Below are 18,931 nucleotides of genomic sequence, written 5' to 3' on the forward strand. Positions count from 1 at the left end.
GCCGTCCCGGCCTACTGCATCTGCCGTCGCACCAGTTCGTGCAGCCGCCCGCCGGTGTCCGCCAGCAGCTGCGCGGGCGGGCCCTGCTGGGCGACCCGGCCGTCCTCCATCACGATGACGCGGTCCGCGTCCATCACGGTCGACAGACGGTGCGCGATCACGACACGGGTGGCCCGCAGCGCACGGGTGCTCTCGATGACCGTGCGCTGCGTCTCGTTGTCGAGAGCGCTCGTCGCCTCGTCGAAGAACAGGATCCTCGGACGCCGGATCAACGCCTGGGCGATCATCAGCCGCTGGCGCTGACCGCCGGAGATCGCGCCGCCGCCGGAGACGATCGTGTGCAGCCCCATCGGCATCCGCTTGATGTCCTCGGCCAGACCCGCCATCTCGGCCGCGGCCATCGCCTCCTCGGGCGTGTACGGCTCGGTGCCGCAGATGCAGTCCAGGATCGACCCGGTGAACGGCTGCGCGTGCTGGAGCACGACACCGCACTGACGCCGCACGGCCGACTGGTCGAGAGCCGCCAGGTCCTGCCCGTCGTACAGGACGCTGCCCGATACCGGCCTGTCGAAGCCGATGAGCAGGCGCAGCAGCGTGGACTTGCCGCAGCCGCTCGGGCCGACGATCGCCACGAACTCGCCCGGCCGGATCTCGAAAGACACGTCGTCGAGGACCAGCGGACCGTCGTCGGCGTAACGGAAGGAGAGCCGCCGCGCCTCCAGGCCCCCGGACAGGACGCCCGGGCGCGTGTTCGCCGCGCGCACCTCCGGTGCCGCTTCGAGCACCGGCTTGATCTCCTCGAACATCGGCAGCGCGGCGGCCGCCGAGACGAACGCGCCGGTGATCTGGGTGACCGAGGTCAGCAGCATCGTCACCGACGTGCTGAAGGTGAGGAAGTCCGCCGCCGACAGAGAGCCGCGAGCCGGGCCGGCGAGCAGCATGAACATCAGCAGGGTGCACAGCGGCAGATAGACCGCGCCCATCACCGTGTTCAGGTTCTTGATGCGGCCCACCTTCTGCTGGAGCTCGCGGCTGCGCGCGAACTCGCCGGCCCAGGCGGCGTACGCGTAGTTCTCCGCCGCCGCGACCCGCAGCTTGGGCAGCCCCCGCAGGGTCTGGAAGGCCTGGTTGTTGAGCTTGTTGCCGAGCACGACCAGACGGCGCTGCCAGCGCACCTGCCACAGCCCCAGGCCGAGGAACCCGGCCGCGATGACGACGAGCATGGCGATCGCCGCCAGCGCCATGGGAACGCTGTACCAGAGCAGCAGCCCCAGATTCATCGCGCCGACCGTGCCCGCCTGCGTGAGCGTCGGGCCGACACCCGCGAGCAGGCGGCGGATGCCGCTGATCCCCATGGCGGCGCTGGCGAGTTCGCCGGTCGACCGGGACGTGAAGAACTTCGTCGGCAGGCGCAGCAGACGGTCCCACACCGCCGGCTGGAGCGTCGCCTCGATCCGCCCCTCCAGCCGCAGGATCGTGAGGTTCTGCAGCAGCATGAACGCCGCCGACACGACGCTGGTGAGCATCAACGCCAGACACACCTGCACGATGAGATCGTGCTGGGCCTTCGGCACGTACTCGCCGAGCACCTTGCCGGTCGCGATCGGCACCAGGGCACCGATCGCGACGGTCACCAGGCCGCTGACCGCGAGGCCGCGCAGATCCCCGCCGGTCCCGCGGAGACAGAACCGCAACAGCCCGAACGGGCTCGGTGTCCGCTCCGGCAGCGGCCGGTAGAACATCACCGCCCGCGGCTCGAACTCCGCCGCGTTGGCCTTCTCGACCGGGGTCTCCCGCCCGGAGGACGGCTGCACGGCCACATAGCCGCCGCGCCGCCACAGCAGGGCGACCGGCGCGCCGGACACGGCGCGGTGGCCCACCAGCGGGCCGATGTTGTCGCGCCACCAGCGCCCGTCCAGGCGTACTGCGCGCGTGCGGATCCGCGAGGCGAGCGCGATCCGCTCGACCGGGTCGAGCCGGTCGCTCTCGGTGCCGCTCTGCGCGGGCTCCGCGAGGTCGATGCCCGCGGTGCGGGCGACCAGCTTGCACGCCGTGTACGTGGCGTCCGCGTCGGCGGCGGTCGGACGCTTCGCCGACGACTTGCCGATGGAGGCCAGCAGGGTCCGGTCGGCCTGGGCACGGACCGCCTCACCGGCCTTGATGCCGGCCGCCGTACGGTCCTCGTGACTCGCCTCCAGCTGCTCGATCCAGCGGTCGAGCGTGGCCAGCAGCCGGTACTGCTGGTCGACCATGCCCTGCCACACGCCGGGGTCCATCAGCAGATCGGCCGCGGCCTCGGCGCCGTACAGCGAGCCGTACTGGACGCTGCCGGGCGGCACCTGCATCCAGAAGACGTCCTCGTCCGTGAGCGCGGCGGCGTTCTCCGTGGCCATCGGGGCCTGGAAGAGGATGGACAGGCTGCGCCCGACCCCGAGGGCGAGGGCGTACTCCAGCGGGCTGGACGTCGGAGGCACGTACTGCGGGTTGCCGTACTCGTCGTAGGACCAGGTCTCCGTGTTGACGGGCTGGTACAGCTCGCGCAGCACGATCCGGTGCACCACGCAGTCGCGCAACGGCCGTCCGACGAGCGTGTGCTGGGGACCCGCGACCGGGCCGAGCAGCAGCGAGCCCGCTTCGAGCCGGCCCAGATGGTGCCAGTGACCCTGCTGGACCGCGTCGACCGCGAACAGGTCCATGGCGCCCGCCGCGACCAGCCACAGCACCTGCGGACCCTCCAGGTCCAGCCGGTTGAGACCGGAGCAGTCGATCGGCGTACCCATGCCGCCGAGTGCGCCGAGGACGAGGTCCCCCTCGTGGACGCCCTCGTGAACCGTGGTCATCTCATCGCTCCTTGACCAGCTCGGCGTACGGGCCGCCGGCCGCCACCAGGGCGTCGTGCCGCCCGCGTTCCACGATCGTGCCGTGCTGGAGGACCACGATCTCGTCGCTGTCGCGCACCGTGCTCAGCCGGTGCGCGATCACCACACAGGCGCAGCCGCGCTTGCGCAGGTTGTCGATGACGAGCTGCTCGGTCTCCGCGTCCAGGGCGCTGGTCACCTCGTCGAGCACCAGGATGCTGGGCCTGCGCACCAGCGCCCGCGCGATCTCCAGACGCTGGCGCTGGCCGCCGGAGAAGTTGTGCCCGTCCTGTTCGACCCGGCTGTGGATGCCGCCCGGCCGGCGTGTCACGACGTCGTACAGCGCCGCGTCCTGAAGGGCGGACACCACCGCGTCGTCCGGGATCGACGGGTCCCACAGCGCGATGTTGTCGCGCACCGTCCCCTCGAAGAGGAAGACGTCCTGGTCGACGAAGGAGACGGAGGCGGCGAGCGCGCCGCGCGGGATGTCCTCCAGCAGCTGCCCGTCGATGCGGATCGTGCCCTCCCAGGGGGCGTACAGGCCCGAGATCAGCCGGGAGACCGTCGACTTGCCGCTCCCGGAGCCGCCGACCAGCGCGACCTGCTGGCCCGGCCCCACCGTCAGCGAGAATCCGCTGAGCAGCGGCTTGTCGAGCGGGCTGTAGCCGAACGTGATGTTCTCCAGTTCGACGTGGCCGTGCAGCCGGCGGGTGGACTCACCGGTGCCGGGGCGTGCGTAGAGCGGGTCGGCCTGGAAGTTCTCCACGTCCTTGAGCCGGGCGACGTCGGCCGCGAAGTCCTGGATGCGGCCCGCGACACCGTTGAGCCGGGTGATCGGCGCCGTGAAGCGGGTCACCAGGGCCTGGAAGGCGACGAGCAGGCCGACGGAGATGTGTCCCTCGACGGCGCGCAGCCCGCCGATCCACAGGATCAGCGCGGAGTTCAGCGTCGCGAGCGTCGGCGCGACCACGCCCAGCCACGCGCTCGGCACACCGAGGCGCTGCTGCTCCTCCAGCGTGGTGGCGTGCTGCCCGGCCCACTTGCGGAAGTAGCCGTCCTCGCCGCCGGTCGCCTTCATCGTCTCGATGAGCTGGAGCCCGGTGTAGGCGGTGTTGGTCAGCCGCGCGGTGTCCGCGCGCAGCTTCGCGGTACGGGTCGCGCGCATCCGGACCACCACGCGCATCGCCACCACGTTGAGCAGTGCGACACCGATCCCGACGGCCGTGAGCTGCGGGTCGTACGTGTAGAGCAGCACCGCGTAGAGCACGACCACGATCGCGTCCACGCCGGCCGCGGCGAGGTCGCGGGCCAGTGTCTCGGACACCGCGTCGTTCGACTGGAGCCGCTGCACCAGGTCGGCCGGACTGCGCTGGGAGAAGAAGGTGACGGGCAGCCGCAGCAGGTGCCGCAGGAAGCGGGCGCTGCTCAGCGTCGAGGAGATGATGCGCCCGCGCAGCAGATTCGCCTGCTGCAGCCAGGTCAGCACCACCGTGAGCAGCACCGAGGCGCCCATCGACGCGAACAGCACGCCCAGCAGCGAGGTCTGGCCGCCGATCAGATACGTGTCGATGTAGGTCCGGCTGAGCGCGGGCAACGCCGCGCCGACCGCCACCAGCAGGAGGCTGGCCAGCACGGCCGCCGGCATCGTGCCCGAGGTGCCCCGCAGTCGGGCCGGCATGGCGCCCAGCACTCCGGGCCTGCGCCCGCCCCTGCGGAAGTCGGGCCCCGGCTCCATGACCAGGACGACACCGGTGAAGCTGGTGTCGAAGTCCTCCATGGGGACGAAACGCCGTCCCTTGCCGGGATCGTTGATGTGCACGCCGCGCCGGCCGAAGCGTCGCCCCATGCCGTCGAACACGACGTAGTGGTTGAACTCCCAGAACAGGATCGCGGGCGCCTTCACCTCGGCGAGCGCGGCCGTGTCCATCTGCATGCCCTTGGCCGTCAGGCCGTAACTGCGGGCGGCCTTGAGGAGGTTGCTGGCGCGCGAGCCGTCGCGTGAGACACCGCACGCGATGCGCAGCTCTTCGAGCGGGATGTGCCGGCCGTAGTGGCCGAGCACCATGGCGAGGGAGGCCGCACCGCACTCCACGGCCTCCATCTGGAGCACGGTGGGGGTGCGCACCGTCTTGCGCCGCCCCTTGGGGACCGGCCGCTTGGGCGCGGGCGCGCGGCGTCTGCCCCGCACCGGCGGGGGGAGCGTGTCCTGGGGAGCGGTCACGGCAGGAGCCAATCGACGGGTCGCTGATCGGCCATGCGGATCGAACCCGTGGCCAGGGTCATGGAGGTGAGCGCGTACGGCGGGCCGTCCGCCGAGGACCACTTCAGGCCGCTCTTCGTGGCGGACGAACGGTCGAGACGCACCAGGACGGCCACCGGGCGGCCCTTCTTGGTGAACTGCTCGCCGAGCTGGCTGTCGCCGAGGTAGGCGGCGATCTGCTGCTGGGTCTGCACCGTCCGGCCGACGGACTTCACATGGCCGCGCAGCACTCCGTACTGCTGGGTCGGCACCGACTGGACGGTGAGGTCGACGGCGGCGTCCGCGGGAATGGTGGCGGCGTTCTCGGCGGGGACGTAGACCGTCGCGTAGAGCGGGTCGTCCGCGTGGGCGACCTTCTCGACGGCCGCGACGTTCGCGCCGGTCGAGATGATGGCTCCGATGGTGGCGACGAGCGCGGTGATCCGGCCCGCGGCGACGGTGCGGACGACGGCCGTCTCGCCCTGGGCGGTGCGCACCTTCAGCACGGGGGCGTTCGCGGGGAGCCGTTCGCCCTCCTTGGCGAGGACGGCGGTGACCTGGCCCGCGACGGGGCTCTGCAGCACGTAACTGCCCTGCCCGTGCGTGAGGACGGCCGATGCGCCGACCGTGGAGGTGACGGTGCCCGTGACGGCCCACACGGAGGCTGCCGCCATGGCGACGAGGGTCACGGAGAGCACGAGCCAGCCCTGCGGGCGGGCGAAGCGCACCGGAAGGTCGAGCTCCTCCGGCGACTGCAGCTTGGCGAGGGCCTGTTGGCGGAACTGCACGGGACTTCCCTCACCTGTTCGAGAGGTTCACGGCATCCGAGAGTCCCGGAACCGGGAAGCGGTTCCGGGACTCAACGGTGTGAAACGGGATCAGAGACCCGCGACCAGGCCGGTGACCGGGGCGGTGTTCAGGCCGGTCACGCCCTCGACGGTGCCGACGGCCGTGCCCACGAGGCCGGAGACCGGGGCAACGCCGTCGACCAGGCCGGTGACGGTGCCGACGGCGTTCAGCGCCAGGCCGCCGGAGACGTTGTCGAGGTCGGCGTCCGAGATCTCGGCGGTCTCAACACGGGGGGTGGAGTTCATGGTGGAACTTCCCTTCGTATGGATATTTCATAAGGGGGGAGCGGCCCCCTCTGGGGACAGATGACGGCCGCCGCCGCGGGGCTGCGACACCCGTTTCCAGGCGTGTGATGCGACCTCCGCGGTGCAACGGATCAAAGCACGGCCGCGGGGCACGCTTCCAATCAACCAGGGCTCTCACCTGGGAACTTGAGTGCACGACAGGTTCAACCGTGCAGGTGTGCGCACGTCTTTGCGGCGACTTCTTCACATGCTGCGCGGCATCCATTCGTGCACGCGCTTGCCGTCCACGGGCCGAATGGGACAGTCCCGTCGCAATGGCGCGGAGGGGGGCGCGCGGCTGTGCAGATCCCTCGCACACGGTGACTTGGTTGCGTAATGGATGTGCAGATTCGCTGAAGCCAGGATTCCGCTCGTGCTCGAAGACGATCCGTTACTGATCGGTAGCGGAACGTGTCAGCAGGCTCGCGGACGCGTTCGGCCGGGCGAACGGGCGTGTGTCGCGCGGCCTCGCGACGGTGTGCCGTGCAGCGTCCTGACGGGTGCCACGCGGCTCTGCGAGAGACAACGGACGGCTCTGTGAGAGGGATCGCGCTGCCCTGCGAAGGGGGGTGACTCTGCGAGGGCGGCCGGGCTGCCCCGTGACGGAGTGTCGGACGGGGCTCCCGGCCGCCGGCGTGCTCAGCCCAGCAGTGCGTACACCGTGCTCGCGCGTGCGGCGACCTCCCCGGACCCCTCGGCGGCCATCGTGATGTCGGCGAAGGCCATGCGGCGGCCGAGCTTGGTGAGGACCGCCTCGACCAGGACGTCCGCGTCCGTCACCGCCCGCTGGAAGCTCGTGGACTGCTGCACCGTCGTCATCGGGACGAACGCGCCGCGTGCCGCCGACACCGCGATCACGGTCGCCGTGTCGGCGGCGGCCATCAGCGCCTGCCCCGACAGGGAACCGCCCTCGCGGGACAGCCGTGCGGACCACGGCAGCCGCAGGACGGCGCGGCGGTCGCCCAGCTCCGCCACGGACAGGCCCAGATCCAGGACCCAGGGGGCGAAGTTGTCGTCGAGGATCTTGTCGGCTTCGGCAAGGTTCAGCGTCATACGGGGCATTGTTCCCCGACTCCCTGGCCGAAGTGGCCCTTTGCCTGGCATTCCGCGCCATCGAGTCGTCTGGATCCTGCCATTTGCAAAGGCAGTTGAACGCCACCGGCGGCACACGCGTATCAACCACCATCCAGGCGCCCCCCAGTCAGCTGCCGGACGGCGGCATCGACCCCGTCCCCAGGAGGTCAAGAGTTGAGTCACAAACGGATACCCAAGCGCAAGGCCGCCATCGCGGCGGGAAGCGTGGCGGCGCTCGGAGCTGCGGCCCTCCTGCTGCCCAACGCCAACGCGTCCCAGTCGAACGGCGACGACGCCACCCCGAAGACGTTCAAGGCGGGGGACGTCGCGGACGTCGCCTCGCAGCTCGCCGCGCAGCTGGGCCAGTCCTTCGCGGGCTCGTACTACGACGCGGGCAAGCAGCAGCTCATCATCAACGTCGTCGGTAACGACAGCAACGTCGTCAACCGGATCGAGAAGGCCGGCGCGGTCGCGAACGAGGTGCAGAACAGCACCGCCGAACTGAAGTCCGCCGCCAGAACGCTCAAGGCGGACGCGACGATCCCCGGCACCGCGTGGGCCGTCGACCCGAAGACCAACGAGATCCGCGTCACCGCCGACTCGACCGTCACGGGCGGCAAGTGGGACACCCTGGAGTCGACCGTCAAGGGTCTCGGCTCCGGCGTCGCCACCATCAAGAAGTCCGCCGGCACCTTCAAGACGTTCGTCGACGGCGGCGACGCCATCTTCGGCGGCGGCGCGCGCTGCTCCCTCGGCTTCAACGTCACCGCGGGCGACGGCAGCCCGGCCTTCCTGACCGCGGGCCACTGCGGCGTGGCCGCGGCCCAGTGGTCGGACTCCCAGGACGGCGCGCCGATCGCCACCGTGGACCAGGCCACGTTCCCGGGCGACGGAGACTTCGCCCTCGTCAAGTACGACGACCCCAACACGCAGGCCAACAGCGTGGTCAACGTCGGCAACGGCCAGTCCGTCGAGATCACCCAGGCCGCCGACGCCACCGTCGGGCAGCAGGTCCTCCGGATGGGCAGCACGACCGGTCTCAACGACGGCAACGTCACGGGGCTGGACGCCACCGTGAACTACCCGGAGGGCACCGTCACCGGCCTCATCCAGACCGACGTCTGTGCCGAACCGGGCGACAGCGGCGGCTCCCTGTTCACCCAGGACGGCAACGCGATCGGTCTGACCTCGGGCGGCAGCGGCGACTGCACCAGTGGCGGCGAGACCTTCTTCCAGCCGGTCACGACCGCGCTCCAGGCGGTCGGCGCCACCCTCGGCGCCGGCGGCGCCGGAGCGGGCGACGCGGGTGCGGGCGATGCCGGGGCCGGTGACGCCGGTGCCGGCGACGCGGGTGCCGGTGACGCGGGTGCCGGCGCGGTGGACCCGAGCGCGGGCGCCGGCGATCAGGCGGGTGCCGGTGACGAGGCCGGCGGCGCGGCCGACCAGACGGGCGCCGGCGAACAGGCCGGCGCGGGTGACCACGCCGGCGGGGCCGCCGACCAGAGCGGCACCGGCATGGACGACGGCTCGGGTCTGGTGAGCTCGCAGCCCTGACCCGGACGGCGAGCACCCCTGACGGTTCGGGAACGCGAGAACCCCGACGGTTCGGGAACGCGAGAACCCCTGACGGTCGACGGTCGTGGAGCACGGGCACCCCTGACCGTCCGGGGACACGAGAACCACTGACCGGCCGGGAACAGCCGTCCCGGCCGGCGGTGACAGCGGTCCGGCCCTCCGGCGGGAGGGCCAGACCGCCGCGTGTACGGGTACCCCGCGGAGCCCGCCGCCTCAGTCGTGGTCCCGTGCCCGCAGCAGGAGCAGCGCCACGTCGTCGAGCCGTTCCCGGGACTCCGTCCCGCCGTGCCGTACGAGGCTGTCCGCGAGCGCGTCGAGCGGCTGGTCACCGGTCTCGCCGAGCCGTCGGCCCAGGTCGGCGAGGGCGTCCTCGATGTCGACGCCGGGCGACTCGATCAGCCCGTCGGTGTAGAGCGTGAGCAGCGAGCCGGGTGCGAGGGGGACCTCCGTCGTCGGGTACCTGGCGTCGGCGTCGATCCCGAGCAGGGGCCCGCCGGCCAGGTCCAGCACCCGCACCTTCCCGTCCGGCCGCCGCAGCAGGGGCGGCGGATGGCCCGCGCGCGCCATGACGGCCACCTCGTGCGCGGGGTCGAGGCTCAGGTAGAGACAGCTGGCGAAGAGGTCGACGCCCAGGTCGATCAGCAGCCGGTTGGTGCTGCGCATCACCTCCTCCGGCGGCTGTCCCACCGTCGTGTACGCGCGGACGGCCGTACGGATCTGCCCCATCAGGCCCGCCGCGGTCACGTTGTGCCCCTGGACGTCGCCGATGACCGCCGCGGCCCGCCCCTGCGAGGGCACCAGGTCGTAGAAGTCCCCGCCGATGTCCATGCCCCGGGCCGCCGGGAGGTAGCGGGCCGCCGCGTCGATCGAGGGCAGCACGGGCAGGGAGTGCGGCAGCAGCGCCTCCTGCAGACCGTGGGCCAACTGGTGCTTGGCGTCGTAGAGGAGAGCACGCTCCAGCGCCTGCGCGACGAGACTGCTGAGACTGGTCAGGACGGCGCGCTCGTCCGCGGCGAAGGGGTGCGGCTGCGCGTACGCCAGGACGCAGGTGCCCACCGGACGCCCCGAGGCCACCAGCGGCAGGTACGCCCACGCGGCCATGCCGTCGGGCGACCTGCTCCGGGCCGGGTAGAGGCGCTCCAGCTGCGCCCGCGAGCCGAAGAACGCGGGAGCCCCGGTCTTCAGTGCCTGCGTTCCCGGCGTCGGGGCGGTGAGCGGCACCCCGTCGAGACGGTCCACGACCCGCGGGTCCGGGTATCCCCGGTGCCCGAGCACGTGCAGCCGCCCGGCCCGTGCGGCGAGGACGATCAGCGCCTGGCTGCCGACCGCGGGCGCGATCTCGTCCGCGACCAGCTGCACCACGTCCTGCACGCCCGCCGCCTGGGTGAGCGCGCTCGCCAGGCTCAGCACGTGGGAGATGGTCACCAGCCGCGGTGTGCCGTCGCCGGGCTGCGGGCCGGCCCGGGTCATCTCGGACACCGCGCGGGCCCGCGAGATCCGCACGCTCAGACCGGTCGTGCTCGGATACAGCCGGAACGACAGCCATTCGCCCGGCGGCCGCAGCGCCACGAACGAGGTCACCTGCTGGCTGAGCAGCGCGGCACGGTAACGGTCCTCGTAGACGGGGTCGTTGAGCCACGGCACGGACGCCCACAGCTGGGTGCCCAGCAGCCGGCCGACCGGCAGGCCGAGCAGCTCCGCCGTCGCCGGATTGGCGTAGCTGACCCGCCCGTGCAGGTCGAGCGCGCACAGCCCGTACGGCAGCCGCGCCACCATGCGGGTCGCCTCCAGCGTGCCCAGGGTGCCGGCCGTGGCTCCCGCGGACGGTGTCAGCAGGTCCGGTTCGGGGGGCACCGGCCGGCGTTCCTCGGCGGCACGCTCCAGACGCAGGGCGAGCCGGTCGCAGGCGGCGGTGAGCTGGACGCGCTCACGGTCGGACAGCTCCGGCGGGTGCGAGCCGGGCCAGGTCACGAAGACCGCGCCGTACGCCGTGTGCTCGGTCACCACCGGCATCGCGGCGAGCGCGAAGGGATAGGGGAGCACCACGGCGATCCGGGGATAGCGGCGGGCCATCTCCTCCTCGCCGCTCACCCAGATCAGCCGCCGGTTCCGCACGGCCTCCGCCACCGGGATCGGCGCGCTCAGCCCCACCCGCTCCCACGGCGCCGCGAAGGCCCGGGGCAGTCCCGCCATCACGGCCATCTCCAGCACCGGCTCGTGGTCCGCGAGCAGGTACACCGCTCCGGAGTGCGCGTGGACGTCGTCCAGCATCGAGGTCAGCGTCAGCGAGAGCAGCGGGCGTCCGACCGGCGCCGGCCGGCTCGCCGGTGCCTGCTTGGCCCCCTGCCAGTCGGACACGCCGACCACCTCCTCGCGGGGCCGCACGACTGCTCAGGGCACAAGGCTCTCTCCTGGCGCCGTATCGCGCACGGCGAGCGTGCCCGGCGGGCGGGCGCGGCACTACCCACGACGGCCGCGGCCATGCCCCCTGCTTCGAAGCAGGAGGCGGCGCGTGGGTGCTCCCCATGCGCCCCCGCGCACCCTCTTGGCCGGTTCTTCGCGCCCATGAACGGTCGCGAACGCCAACAATGGGCACGCGCTCAGGACGACAATGCCGTCGATCGGTCACCTGGAGGAGCCGACGTGATCCGGGTACTACTCGTGCACGACGCGTGTCTGGTGCGGCAGGTACTCGCGGAATGGCTGCGCCGAACGCCCGACCTCGGGGTGTACGACACCCCGTGGCGCAGCGCGCCCGGCCACGTCCGCTCGCTCGGGCCGGACGTCTGCGCCGCCGATCTGGACTGCGCCGACACGTACGGCATACCACCGCTCGCCGAACTGTGCGGGCGGGGAGCGGGGCCCGCGGCGCCGCGGCTGCTCGTGCTTGCCCGTGCGAACAGGCCCGGCCTGCTCAGGCGGGCCGCCGAGGCGGGCGCCCTCGGCTATGTCGACAAGGAGGGCTCGCCGGAGCGGCTGGTGTCGGGGATACGCCGCGTCGCCGAGGGGGAACGTTTCGTCGACGACTCATTGGGCTTCGGGTTCCTCAAGGCGGCACAGATGCCGCTGACCCGGCGCGAGCTGAGCGTGCTCTCCCTCGCCGCCGCCGGAGCCTCCATCGCCGAGATCGCGGGCAGCCTCCATCTGTCCCGCGGGACCGTGCGCAACTACATGGCGGCGATCACGCGCAAGACCGGGGCCCGCAACCGCGTCGACGCCATCAGGATCTCGCGGGGCGAGGGGTGGGTGTGAGCCCGCAGGCCCGCCGCCGATCAGGTCGCGGTAGAGCGACGAGCGCTCCAGCAGGTCCTCGTGCGCCCCGAGGACGACGCGCCGTCCGTCCATGACCAGCACGCGCCCGGCGCGACGCGCCGAGCTGACACGGTGGGCGACGACCACGAGCGTGCCGCCGGGACGCGCGGCGAAGGCGCGCTCCGCGCGTTCCTCCGCCACCGGATCGAGGTGACAGGTCGCCTCGTCCAGCAGCGCGAGCGGTGCGTACGAGAGATACGCCCTGGTCAGCGCGATCAGCTGGCGTTCGCCCGCGGACAGGGCGGACGGGTCGACCTCGGCCGACGGACCGCCCAGCCGGTCCAGCAGCCGCTCCATCCCGACGGTCCGGGCCGCCGCCCGCAGCTCCGCGCCCGGTACCGGGTCCGGCCGCAGGTACCCCAGGTTCTCGGCCAGTGTGCCCGTGAAGACGTACGCCTCCTGGGGGATGAGGACGCGTCGCCCGGTGGCCGCCTCGCCCGGCACCCGGTGGCCGTGCACCCGGATCTCGCCGCGCACCGGCTGCAGGAGCCCCGCGACGAGGCCGGCGAGTGTCGACTTGCCGATTCCGCTGGGGCCCACGACGGCCAGATGCGCCCCGTGGGGGAGCCGCAGGTCGAGGTTCTCGATGACGGGGGCGCTGCCGGGACCGTAGGCGAAGGTGACTCCGGTGAGGTGGAGGGCGGCGGCCCCGGTGGTGGCCTCCGGCGCGGACCCGGTGCGGCTCGTGTCCATGCGCGTGGACCAGGCGCGCTTCGTGTCCTCCGGCGCGGGCGCGGGCGCGGTGCGGCTCGGCCACTGCCGCGCCGGCCCGGTGGGTTCGGCAGGGCCCGGTCGGGGCCCGCGGGGCCGCGGGAGCGCCGCCGGGGTGGCCGGTGCGGACGTCGCGTTCGGGGCGGCCGGGGGCTCGGGCTCCGCAGCCACGGCCGGCGGGGCCAGGCGCTGGAGGACGACGGCCAGGCGGGAGCCGCTGGTGCCCAGGCCGTGGACCAGATTCTGCAGCGCAGGTAGCAGCGACTGGGCGACATAGGAGAGGGCGCCGACGAGCGCGCCCGCGGTGACGCCGTGCGCCAGCAGCCACGGTGCCGTGACGAGCAGCAGGACGAGGGGAAGCTGCCCGCCGACGGTCAGGGACGCCACGCGCAGCACGCCCCAGCGGGCCAGCGAACGGGCCGCCCGCGTCTCGGAGTCGACACGCGCCCCCAACTCGGCGCCCACCCGGGCCTCCGCGCCGGCCGCCGTGACGTCCCGCAGCCCCGCGCACACGACGCCCAGCCGGGACGCGAGCTCCTCGTCCGCGAGGAGGAACGTCCGCTGCCGGCGCGCCAGCGGACGCAGCGTCACCACGAACAGGGCCACCCCGGCCGCCAGCGGCGGCGCGACCATCAGCAGGAGCAACGGGTCGAGCGAGCACAGCCCGACCAGCGCCCCCGCGGACGTGAACAGGAACGAGCGCGAGACCATCACCAGACCGGCGAAGGTGTCCCGGGCGATCTCCACCTGCTGGGTCAGCCCCGACAGCGCCGCGCCGTCCCCGTCCCGCACGCCCCGCCCGACGACGTTCCCTACGAGCGCGTCCCGGAGGGGTTCGACGAGCGCGGCGACGGCCCGGTACACCCGGCTCGTGCCGTACGCCCCGGCCAGCACGGCGAGCACGGCGAGCGCGAGCCAGCCGAGCCCGACGTCCGAGCGCCCCGCCAGGAACCCGTCGTCCAGGGCCCGTGCGGGCGCGTACCCCATGAGGAAGGTCTGTCCGGTCTCCACCACCGACCAGGCGGCCAGCCGCACGACCACGGGCCACCGGGCGCCCAGGAACCGCAGCCCGCGCCGGTAGTACGGGGTCACGGCCGCTCCTCCCCGTCCCGTGCCGCCACGGACGTCCGGCGCGCACCGCCGTCGCGCTGCTGTTCCGCCGCGAACAGGGCCCGGTATCCGGCCAGTTGCCACAGCCGCTCGTGCGGCCCGCACGCCCGGACCCGGCCACCGTCCAGCCACACCACCGCGTCGGCCCGCGCGGCCGTGGACACCCGGTGCGCGACGATCAGCCGGCTGCTCCCGGGCGCGGGCCGGAACAGCACCTCGGCGATGTGGCGCTCGGTGACCGTGTCGAGGCTCGACAGGGCGTCGTCGAGGATCATCAGGCGGGCGTCCTGGGCGAACGCCCGGGCCAGGCCGAGGCGTTGGGCCTCGCCGCCGGAGAGCGGGGCATCGGCGCAGAGGGTGGCGTACCCCTCGGGCAGCCGGCGCACGAAGGTGTCCGCGCGGGCCGTGCGCGCCGCCGCCACCACTTGTTCCCGCGACGGCGCGGAGAGCGCGAGGCCGATCGTGTCCGCGACGGTGTCACCGAGCAGGGCGGGGCGTTCGAAGGCGTGGCCGACCGCTCCGCGCAGTTCGTCGCGGGTCAGTTCGCGCAGCGGCACCCCGTCGAGCAGGATCTCGCCGTCGTCCGGATCGGCCAGCCGGCCCGCGAGCGCCGCGAGCAGCGACTTGCCGGACCCGGACCGACCGACCACGGCCAGCGTGGACCCGCCGGGGACGACCAGGTCGATCCCGTCGAGCACGACACGCCCGGCACGCCGGACGCTCACCCCGCGCAGCTCCAGCCGGCCGTCCCCCGACGGCAGTTCACCGCTTCCGTACGGGATCGGCGGCTCCTCCAGCAGCTCACCGAGCCGTCGCGCGGCCGCGCGCGCACGGATCAGCCCGGACAACTGCCCTACCAGCACGCCCACTCCGGTGGCGAGCACCGCGTACCGGGACGCGGCGAGGACGTCACCGACCGACAGCCGGTGGCGTACGAGCAGGACACCGGCGACGGCCAGCACCCCGATCTGCAGGAGCGGCGCGACCGCGACCGCCTGAGCGGCGGCGCGCCCCTGGACCTGCCACATCCGGCGGCCCTCCCGGGCGAGTTCGGGCAGCGGGCGCAGGACGCGGGCCGTCTCCCGGCCGGCGGTGCCGCCGGCGGCGATCGTACGGAACCCGCCGAGCGCCTCGGCCAGACCTGCCGCGATCCGGCCCTGGGCCTCCTGGTAGCGAGCCACGCAGCGCGACGAGTCGCGGGCGAAGGCGCGCAGCAGCAGCGTGAGCACCGGGGCTCCCGCGAGGAACACCGCGGCGAGCAGGGGATCGACGAGCCAGAGCGCCACGACGGCACCGAGGGGGGCGGCGAGCGCGGCCAGCAGCGCGGCGGCGGTGGCGGGCGCCGTCCCGGCGTGGGCGGCGTTGCCGACCAGGCGTGCCACGAGATCACCCGGCCCGAACCGGCCCGCGGCCCGCGGTCCGACGGCCAGCACGTGCCCGGTGAGCAGTTTGCGCAGCCAAGCGGTGCCGCGGGCGTTCGTGGTCGCCGAGAGGACGGTCTCGACGGTGTCGAGCACGGCGAGCAGCAGGACGAGGGCGGCACACACGAGCACCCACGGGGTGGCCCGGCCGTCGCCCGGTCCGGAGAGCAGGAGATCGACGGCCCGGCCCAGCGCGGCCGGCAGCAGCAGGCTCGCGGCCGCGGCGGCCGTGGTCGTGAGGAAGAGGGCCGTGCAGCGGGCTCGGCTCTGCCGGACCGTCGCGCGCGGCAGTTGGGCCGGCGGAGTCGTGCGGGTGTCGTCCGGAGTGCTCACGCGGCGGAGCCCCTCCCGTTTCCGGCGCGGCGAAGGACCCCGGACGGCCCCTCCCCGCGGAGGGGAGAGCGCCGCCCGGGGCCGTGCCCGCGCAGTGACGTCAGAGACAGAGCAGTACGCTCGCGGCGGAGACGCAGGAGAGCAGGCTCACCGTGCTCGCGCCGCCGCCGCCCGTGTGCTCGTCGGACTCCATCGTCTGCAGGTCGAGAAGTGCCATCTCGTGTCCTTTCCCTTGGTCGGGGACGGGGTGTCGGGCCACGGCTCCGCCATGTCGCGCAGCCGTGTGTGGTTCACGACTCCGTCGTGTCGCGGAGCCGCGTGCGGGGGCCGCCGTCGAGCGGCGGCAGGAACGGCAGTCCGGAGGGGACCTCGTCGCCCAGGGCCGCGCCCAGTGCGAGCAGGCACCCTGCCGTTCCGGTGCCCAGGTCCATGGAGAGGCGCATCATCTGGTGTCCGGGGAAGGCCAGCCGGCCTCGGTACGCCATCGCGAACCAGCCGAGCCCGGCCACCTGTTCGGCGAGCCGCTCGGGGCGGGCCCCCGGAACGTCGGTGCGGCTGAGGTGCAGGATCATCCCGGCGCGGCCCTGGAAGAGGCCCGGCTGCGCGTAGAACCGCGAGGTCGCCGCGGTCAGGACGGCGGCGCGCGCCCGCTCGAACTCCGGTGGCGCCCCGTCGGGCGCGAGCGCCGCGTAGTCGTCGAGGACCATCCCCAGCCCGGCGCTGCCGTCCCCGAGATAGGGGAGCGTGCGCCAGCCCTCGTCGACCTCCAGGCCGCCGCCCTTCTGGACGACACAGCAGTCCAGGTCGAGCCGCAGCGCCGCGGCGGCCGCGTCGAGGAGCCCGGGGTCGCCGGTGGCCTCGTACCGCCGCAGCAGGAACAGCGCGGGGCCGCTCGCGCCGCGCAGCAGTCCGGCGCGCCGGCGGGGAGCGTCGGGCCGTGCCTCGGTGAGCCGTCCGACGAGCAGGTCCGCGGCCTCGGCGGCGCGCCGTCCCAGCTCCGGTTCGCCGGTCGCGCGGGCCAGATGGCCGAGGACCAGGCCGAGTCCGGCGAGTCCGCCGTGCAGGCCGGACGACAGGTTCTGCCATCGCTCCGAGAGGATCCGCTCGACCAGGTCGAGCGCCCGCCGCCGGTGGCCGAGCTCCTCCAGGACGTACGCGACGCCCGCGAGCCCGTCGTACAGGCCGAGCGGTGTGCCGACCGGCGGGGGATCGGTGTGGTCGAGCAGCCAGCGCTCACCCGCCTCGTAGCGCCCGGCCCCTGTAGCGGCCAGCGCGTACAGCACGCCCGCGGCCCCGTGCGCGAGTCCCAGCCCGCCGCCGTCGGAGAACTGCGCGATGTCGCCGGGGAAGAGCCGGTCGTCGCGCCCAGGAGTGGCCGACGCCAGGATCGCCGCGGCCATCGAGTCACGGCTGCGGGGCCAGTCGCCGGGGTCGGGGAGCGAGGAGACCGGTCCCCGGAGGGAGGCCGCGGACGGAGGCGCGCCCGCCCCTTGCTCCCCGGGGACCGGCGTGGACGGACCGGCGTGGCCACCGCCGCTCCTCGCGCCCGGCGCGCGCCGGCCACGAGCGTCGTCCGTGATCCCGGAGACGGCCTCCGCCGGGCCCCGACGGCCGTGACCGTCGCCGGTGATCTCGCGGACCGCCTCGGCCAGGAACTCCTCGGGCACGTCCGGGAACTGCCCGGCGATCACCTCCGCCAGATGGGCGGCCTTGTGACGGTCGACCACGAAGAGCGTGGTGACCGGCATGAACAGCGCGAGCCGCAGGCACGCCAGCGCGTACCGGTCGACGGCCGTGCCCGTCCGGTCCGGCGGCGCGAAGAAGCCCGGGTGGGCGACCACCTGACGGCCGTTCTCCTCGACCGGCGCCGCGGCCTCGAAGTCCAGCAGGCGCACGGACTCCTCGTCGGGCGCGACCATGATGTTGAAGACATGCAGGTCGTTGAAGACGATCCCGCGCCCGTGCACCGCCTCGACGGCCTCCTCGACGGCACGGTGGATGCGCAGCGCCCACGCGGTGTACGAGGCGACGGCCGCCGGGTCGGGTTCCGGGGTGAGCAGCGGGTGCCGCTCGGCGAAGTACGCGTTGAGGGGCCGCCCCTCGACGAAGTCCATGACGAGGAAGCGGTGGTCGCCCAGGGTGAACCAGTCCCGTACCTCCGGCACCACGCCCAGCCCGGACACCCGCTCCAGCGCGTACTTCTCCCGCTCCAGGCGGGCGATCGCGTCGGCGCCGTCCGCGGCGAGCCCGGCGTGCGGCCGGCCCTCCTTCAGGACGACCTTGCGCCCGTCACGGGTGTCCGTGCCGGCGTACACCCCGCCACCGTTGGAGAAGTGCAGGGCCTTCTCGATGCGGTACGGCAGTTCGCCGACGGTCGTCGTGTTCCGGGCCGCGAGCTGCGGCTCCAGGAAGGCGGGCAGGGTCACCCATTCCGGTACCTGGAACGAGGGCTGCCGCCGGTCCGGCACGAGCCGTCCTCCGCCGTCGCGCACGGCCGGGACGAGCGTGCCGCGCTCGTCGACGACGAAGGAGCGCGCGAAGGCGCCGTACCGCACGTAGAGCGGCCCCTCGCTCCAGCGCAGGTCGGTCAGGACGTACGGCCCCTCGAAGCCCTCCAGCAGGTCGCCGAGTTCGCGCAGCACCCGGTGGAGCTGTTCGTCGTCCGCCGGATAGACCGTCACGAACTTCCCGCTCGTGTCACGGGCGGCGTACTTGGCGTTGCGCAGGTGCAGCAGGTGCGGACCCGGCACGAACTTGAAAGGGATCAGCCGGGGCACGCAGTAGTCCCACACGATCCGGGCGATCTTCTCCGCGTTGTCCCGGGTGGCCGAGACATGGACCTTCCAGCCCTGGGCCGGCCCCGGCAGCGGAGCGCCGTCCGGGTCGACCGGCGTCAGCGTCAGCCAGTCGCCGATCCGCGCCGCGCGCCAGCCCTCCGGCACCTCGCGCGTCGCCGTCCGGTACGCGGGAGGAGCGCTCTCGCCGCCCGCCATCCGGTCCGGAGTCTCGTAGAAGTGTCTGTCGGCCAGCGCGTAGACCTCGTACCTCTTGTCCATGCCATGTCCCCCTCGACCCTGTGCCGACGAGCCTTCCAGCCGGCCGGGGGGCACGGACAGTCACGCCTGTCACCAGATCACCGTGCGGAACGCATGCGTCAAGACCTGT

11 protein-coding genes and 1 pseudogene are annotated in these 18,931 nt (G+C 73.4%); 2 read left to right on the plus strand and 10 right to left on the minus strand.

The features are described 5' to 3' along the window. Positions 1-11: 11 nt before the first annotated feature. The 5 genes from ACSYGO_RS39650 to ACSYGO_RS39670 all read right to left on the minus strand — a co-directional run bounded on the left by ACSYGO_RS39650 (position 12) and on the right by ACSYGO_RS39670 (position 7,283). Entirely contained in the window at positions 12-2,840 is a 2,829-nt protein-coding gene (locus ACSYGO_RS39650; RefSeq protein ID WP_460389564.1) for an NHLP bacteriocin export ABC transporter permease/ATPase subunit, read from the minus strand. A gap of 1 nt (position 2,841) precedes the next feature. Then, the gene (locus ACSYGO_RS39655) at positions 2,842-5,079 is read right to left on the minus strand and encodes an NHLP family bacteriocin export ABC transporter peptidase/permease/ATPase subunit (protein ID WP_432176130.1); all 2,238 of its coding nucleotides are present in this window, start codon (positions 5,077-5,079) and stop codon (positions 2,842-2,844) included. After that, on the minus strand, positions 5,076-5,885 hold the full coding sequence (locus tag ACSYGO_RS39660; RefSeq protein WP_460389565.1) for an HlyD family efflux transporter periplasmic adaptor subunit: 810 nt from the start codon (positions 5,883-5,885) through the stop codon (positions 5,076-5,078). The genes ACSYGO_RS39655 and ACSYGO_RS39660 overlap by 4 nt, the downstream gene beginning before the upstream one ends. Positions 5,886-5,975: 90 nt before the next feature. Further along, a complete protein-coding gene (locus tag ACSYGO_RS39665) occupies positions 5,976-6,191 on the minus strand; it encodes a type A2 lantipeptide (RefSeq protein ID WP_345652421.1) in 216 nt (71 codons plus the stop codon). A 678-nt stretch (positions 6,192-6,869) separates the two neighbouring features. Next, positions 6,870-7,283 (minus strand): PaaI family thioesterase, encoded by a 414-nt coding sequence (locus tag ACSYGO_RS39670; RefSeq protein WP_028798595.1) that lies wholly within the window; start codon positions 7,281-7,283, stop codon positions 6,870-6,872. A gap of 195 nt (positions 7,284-7,478) precedes the next feature. On the opposite strand from ACSYGO_RS39670, the gene ACSYGO_RS39675 reads away from it, so the two are divergent. Beyond that, complete coding sequence (locus ACSYGO_RS39675) at positions 7,479-8,858, plus strand: S1 family peptidase (protein WP_460389566.1); 1,380 nt, start codon at positions 7,479-7,481, stop codon at positions 8,856-8,858. 234 nt (positions 8,859-9,092) lie between these two features. Here the strand turns inward: ACSYGO_RS39675 and ACSYGO_RS39680 are convergent, their stop codons facing one another. Further along, positions 9,093-11,246 (minus strand): SpoIIE family protein phosphatase, encoded by a 2,154-nt coding sequence (locus tag ACSYGO_RS39680; RefSeq protein ID WP_426676911.1) that lies wholly within the window; start codon positions 11,244-11,246, stop codon positions 9,093-9,095. Positions 11,247-11,522: 276 nt separating this feature from the next. Between ACSYGO_RS39680 and ACSYGO_RS39685 the strand changes: the two genes are divergently transcribed. Next, positions 11,523-12,131 (plus strand): LuxR C-terminal-related transcriptional regulator, encoded by a 609-nt coding sequence (locus ACSYGO_RS39685; RefSeq protein ID WP_460389567.1) that lies wholly within the window; start codon positions 11,523-11,525, stop codon positions 12,129-12,131. A gap of 276 nt (positions 12,132-12,407) precedes the next feature. On the opposite strand, the pseudogene ACSYGO_RS39690 reads toward ACSYGO_RS39685, so the two are convergent. The 4 genes and pseudogenes from ACSYGO_RS39690 to lanKC all read right to left on the minus strand — a co-directional run. Continuing rightward, positions 12,408-13,889: pseudogene (locus ACSYGO_RS39690) on the minus strand (ATP-binding cassette domain-containing protein); the annotation flags it as partial. A gap of 101 nt (positions 13,890-13,990) precedes the next feature. Further along, positions 13,991-15,766 (minus strand): ATP-binding cassette domain-containing protein, encoded by a 1,776-nt coding sequence (locus tag ACSYGO_RS39695; RefSeq protein ID WP_460389568.1) that lies wholly within the window; start codon positions 15,764-15,766, stop codon positions 13,991-13,993. A 100-nt stretch (positions 15,767-15,866) separates the two neighbouring features. After that, on the minus strand, positions 15,867-15,983 hold the full coding sequence (locus ACSYGO_RS39700; RefSeq protein WP_010988897.1) for a SapB/AmfS family lanthipeptide: 117 nt from the start codon (positions 15,981-15,983) through the stop codon (positions 15,867-15,869). Positions 15,984-16,056: 73 nt separating this feature from the next. Further along, positions 16,057-18,822, minus strand: coding sequence for a class III lanthionine synthetase LanKC (gene lanKC, locus ACSYGO_RS39705; protein ID WP_460389569.1), 2,766 nt, complete (start codon positions 18,820-18,822; stop codon positions 16,057-16,059). Positions 18,823-18,931 lie beyond the last annotated feature (109 nt).

Source organism: Streptomyces krungchingensis (assembly GCF_054729265.1).

Bases quoted from the DNA above. Each gene is read 5' to 3' on its own strand.
- ACSYGO_RS39650 (WP_460389564.1), bottom strand. From the start codon at position 2,840: ATGACCACGGTTCACGAGGGCGTCCACGAGGGGGACCTCGTCCTCGGC.
- lanKC (WP_460389569.1), bottom strand. From the start codon at position 18,822: ATGGACAAGAGGTACGAGGTCTACGCGCTGGCCGACAGACACTTCTAC.
- ACSYGO_RS39670 (WP_028798595.1), bottom strand. From the start codon at position 7,283: ATGACGCTGAACCTTGCCGAAGCCGACAAGATCCTCGACGACAACTTC.
- ACSYGO_RS39665 (WP_345652421.1), bottom strand. From the start codon at position 6,191: ATGAACTCCACCCCCCGTGTTGAGACCGCCGAGATCTCGGACGCCGAC.
- ACSYGO_RS39700 (WP_010988897.1), bottom strand. From the start codon at position 15,983: ATGGCACTTCTCGACCTGCAGACGATGGAGTCCGACGAGCACACGGGC.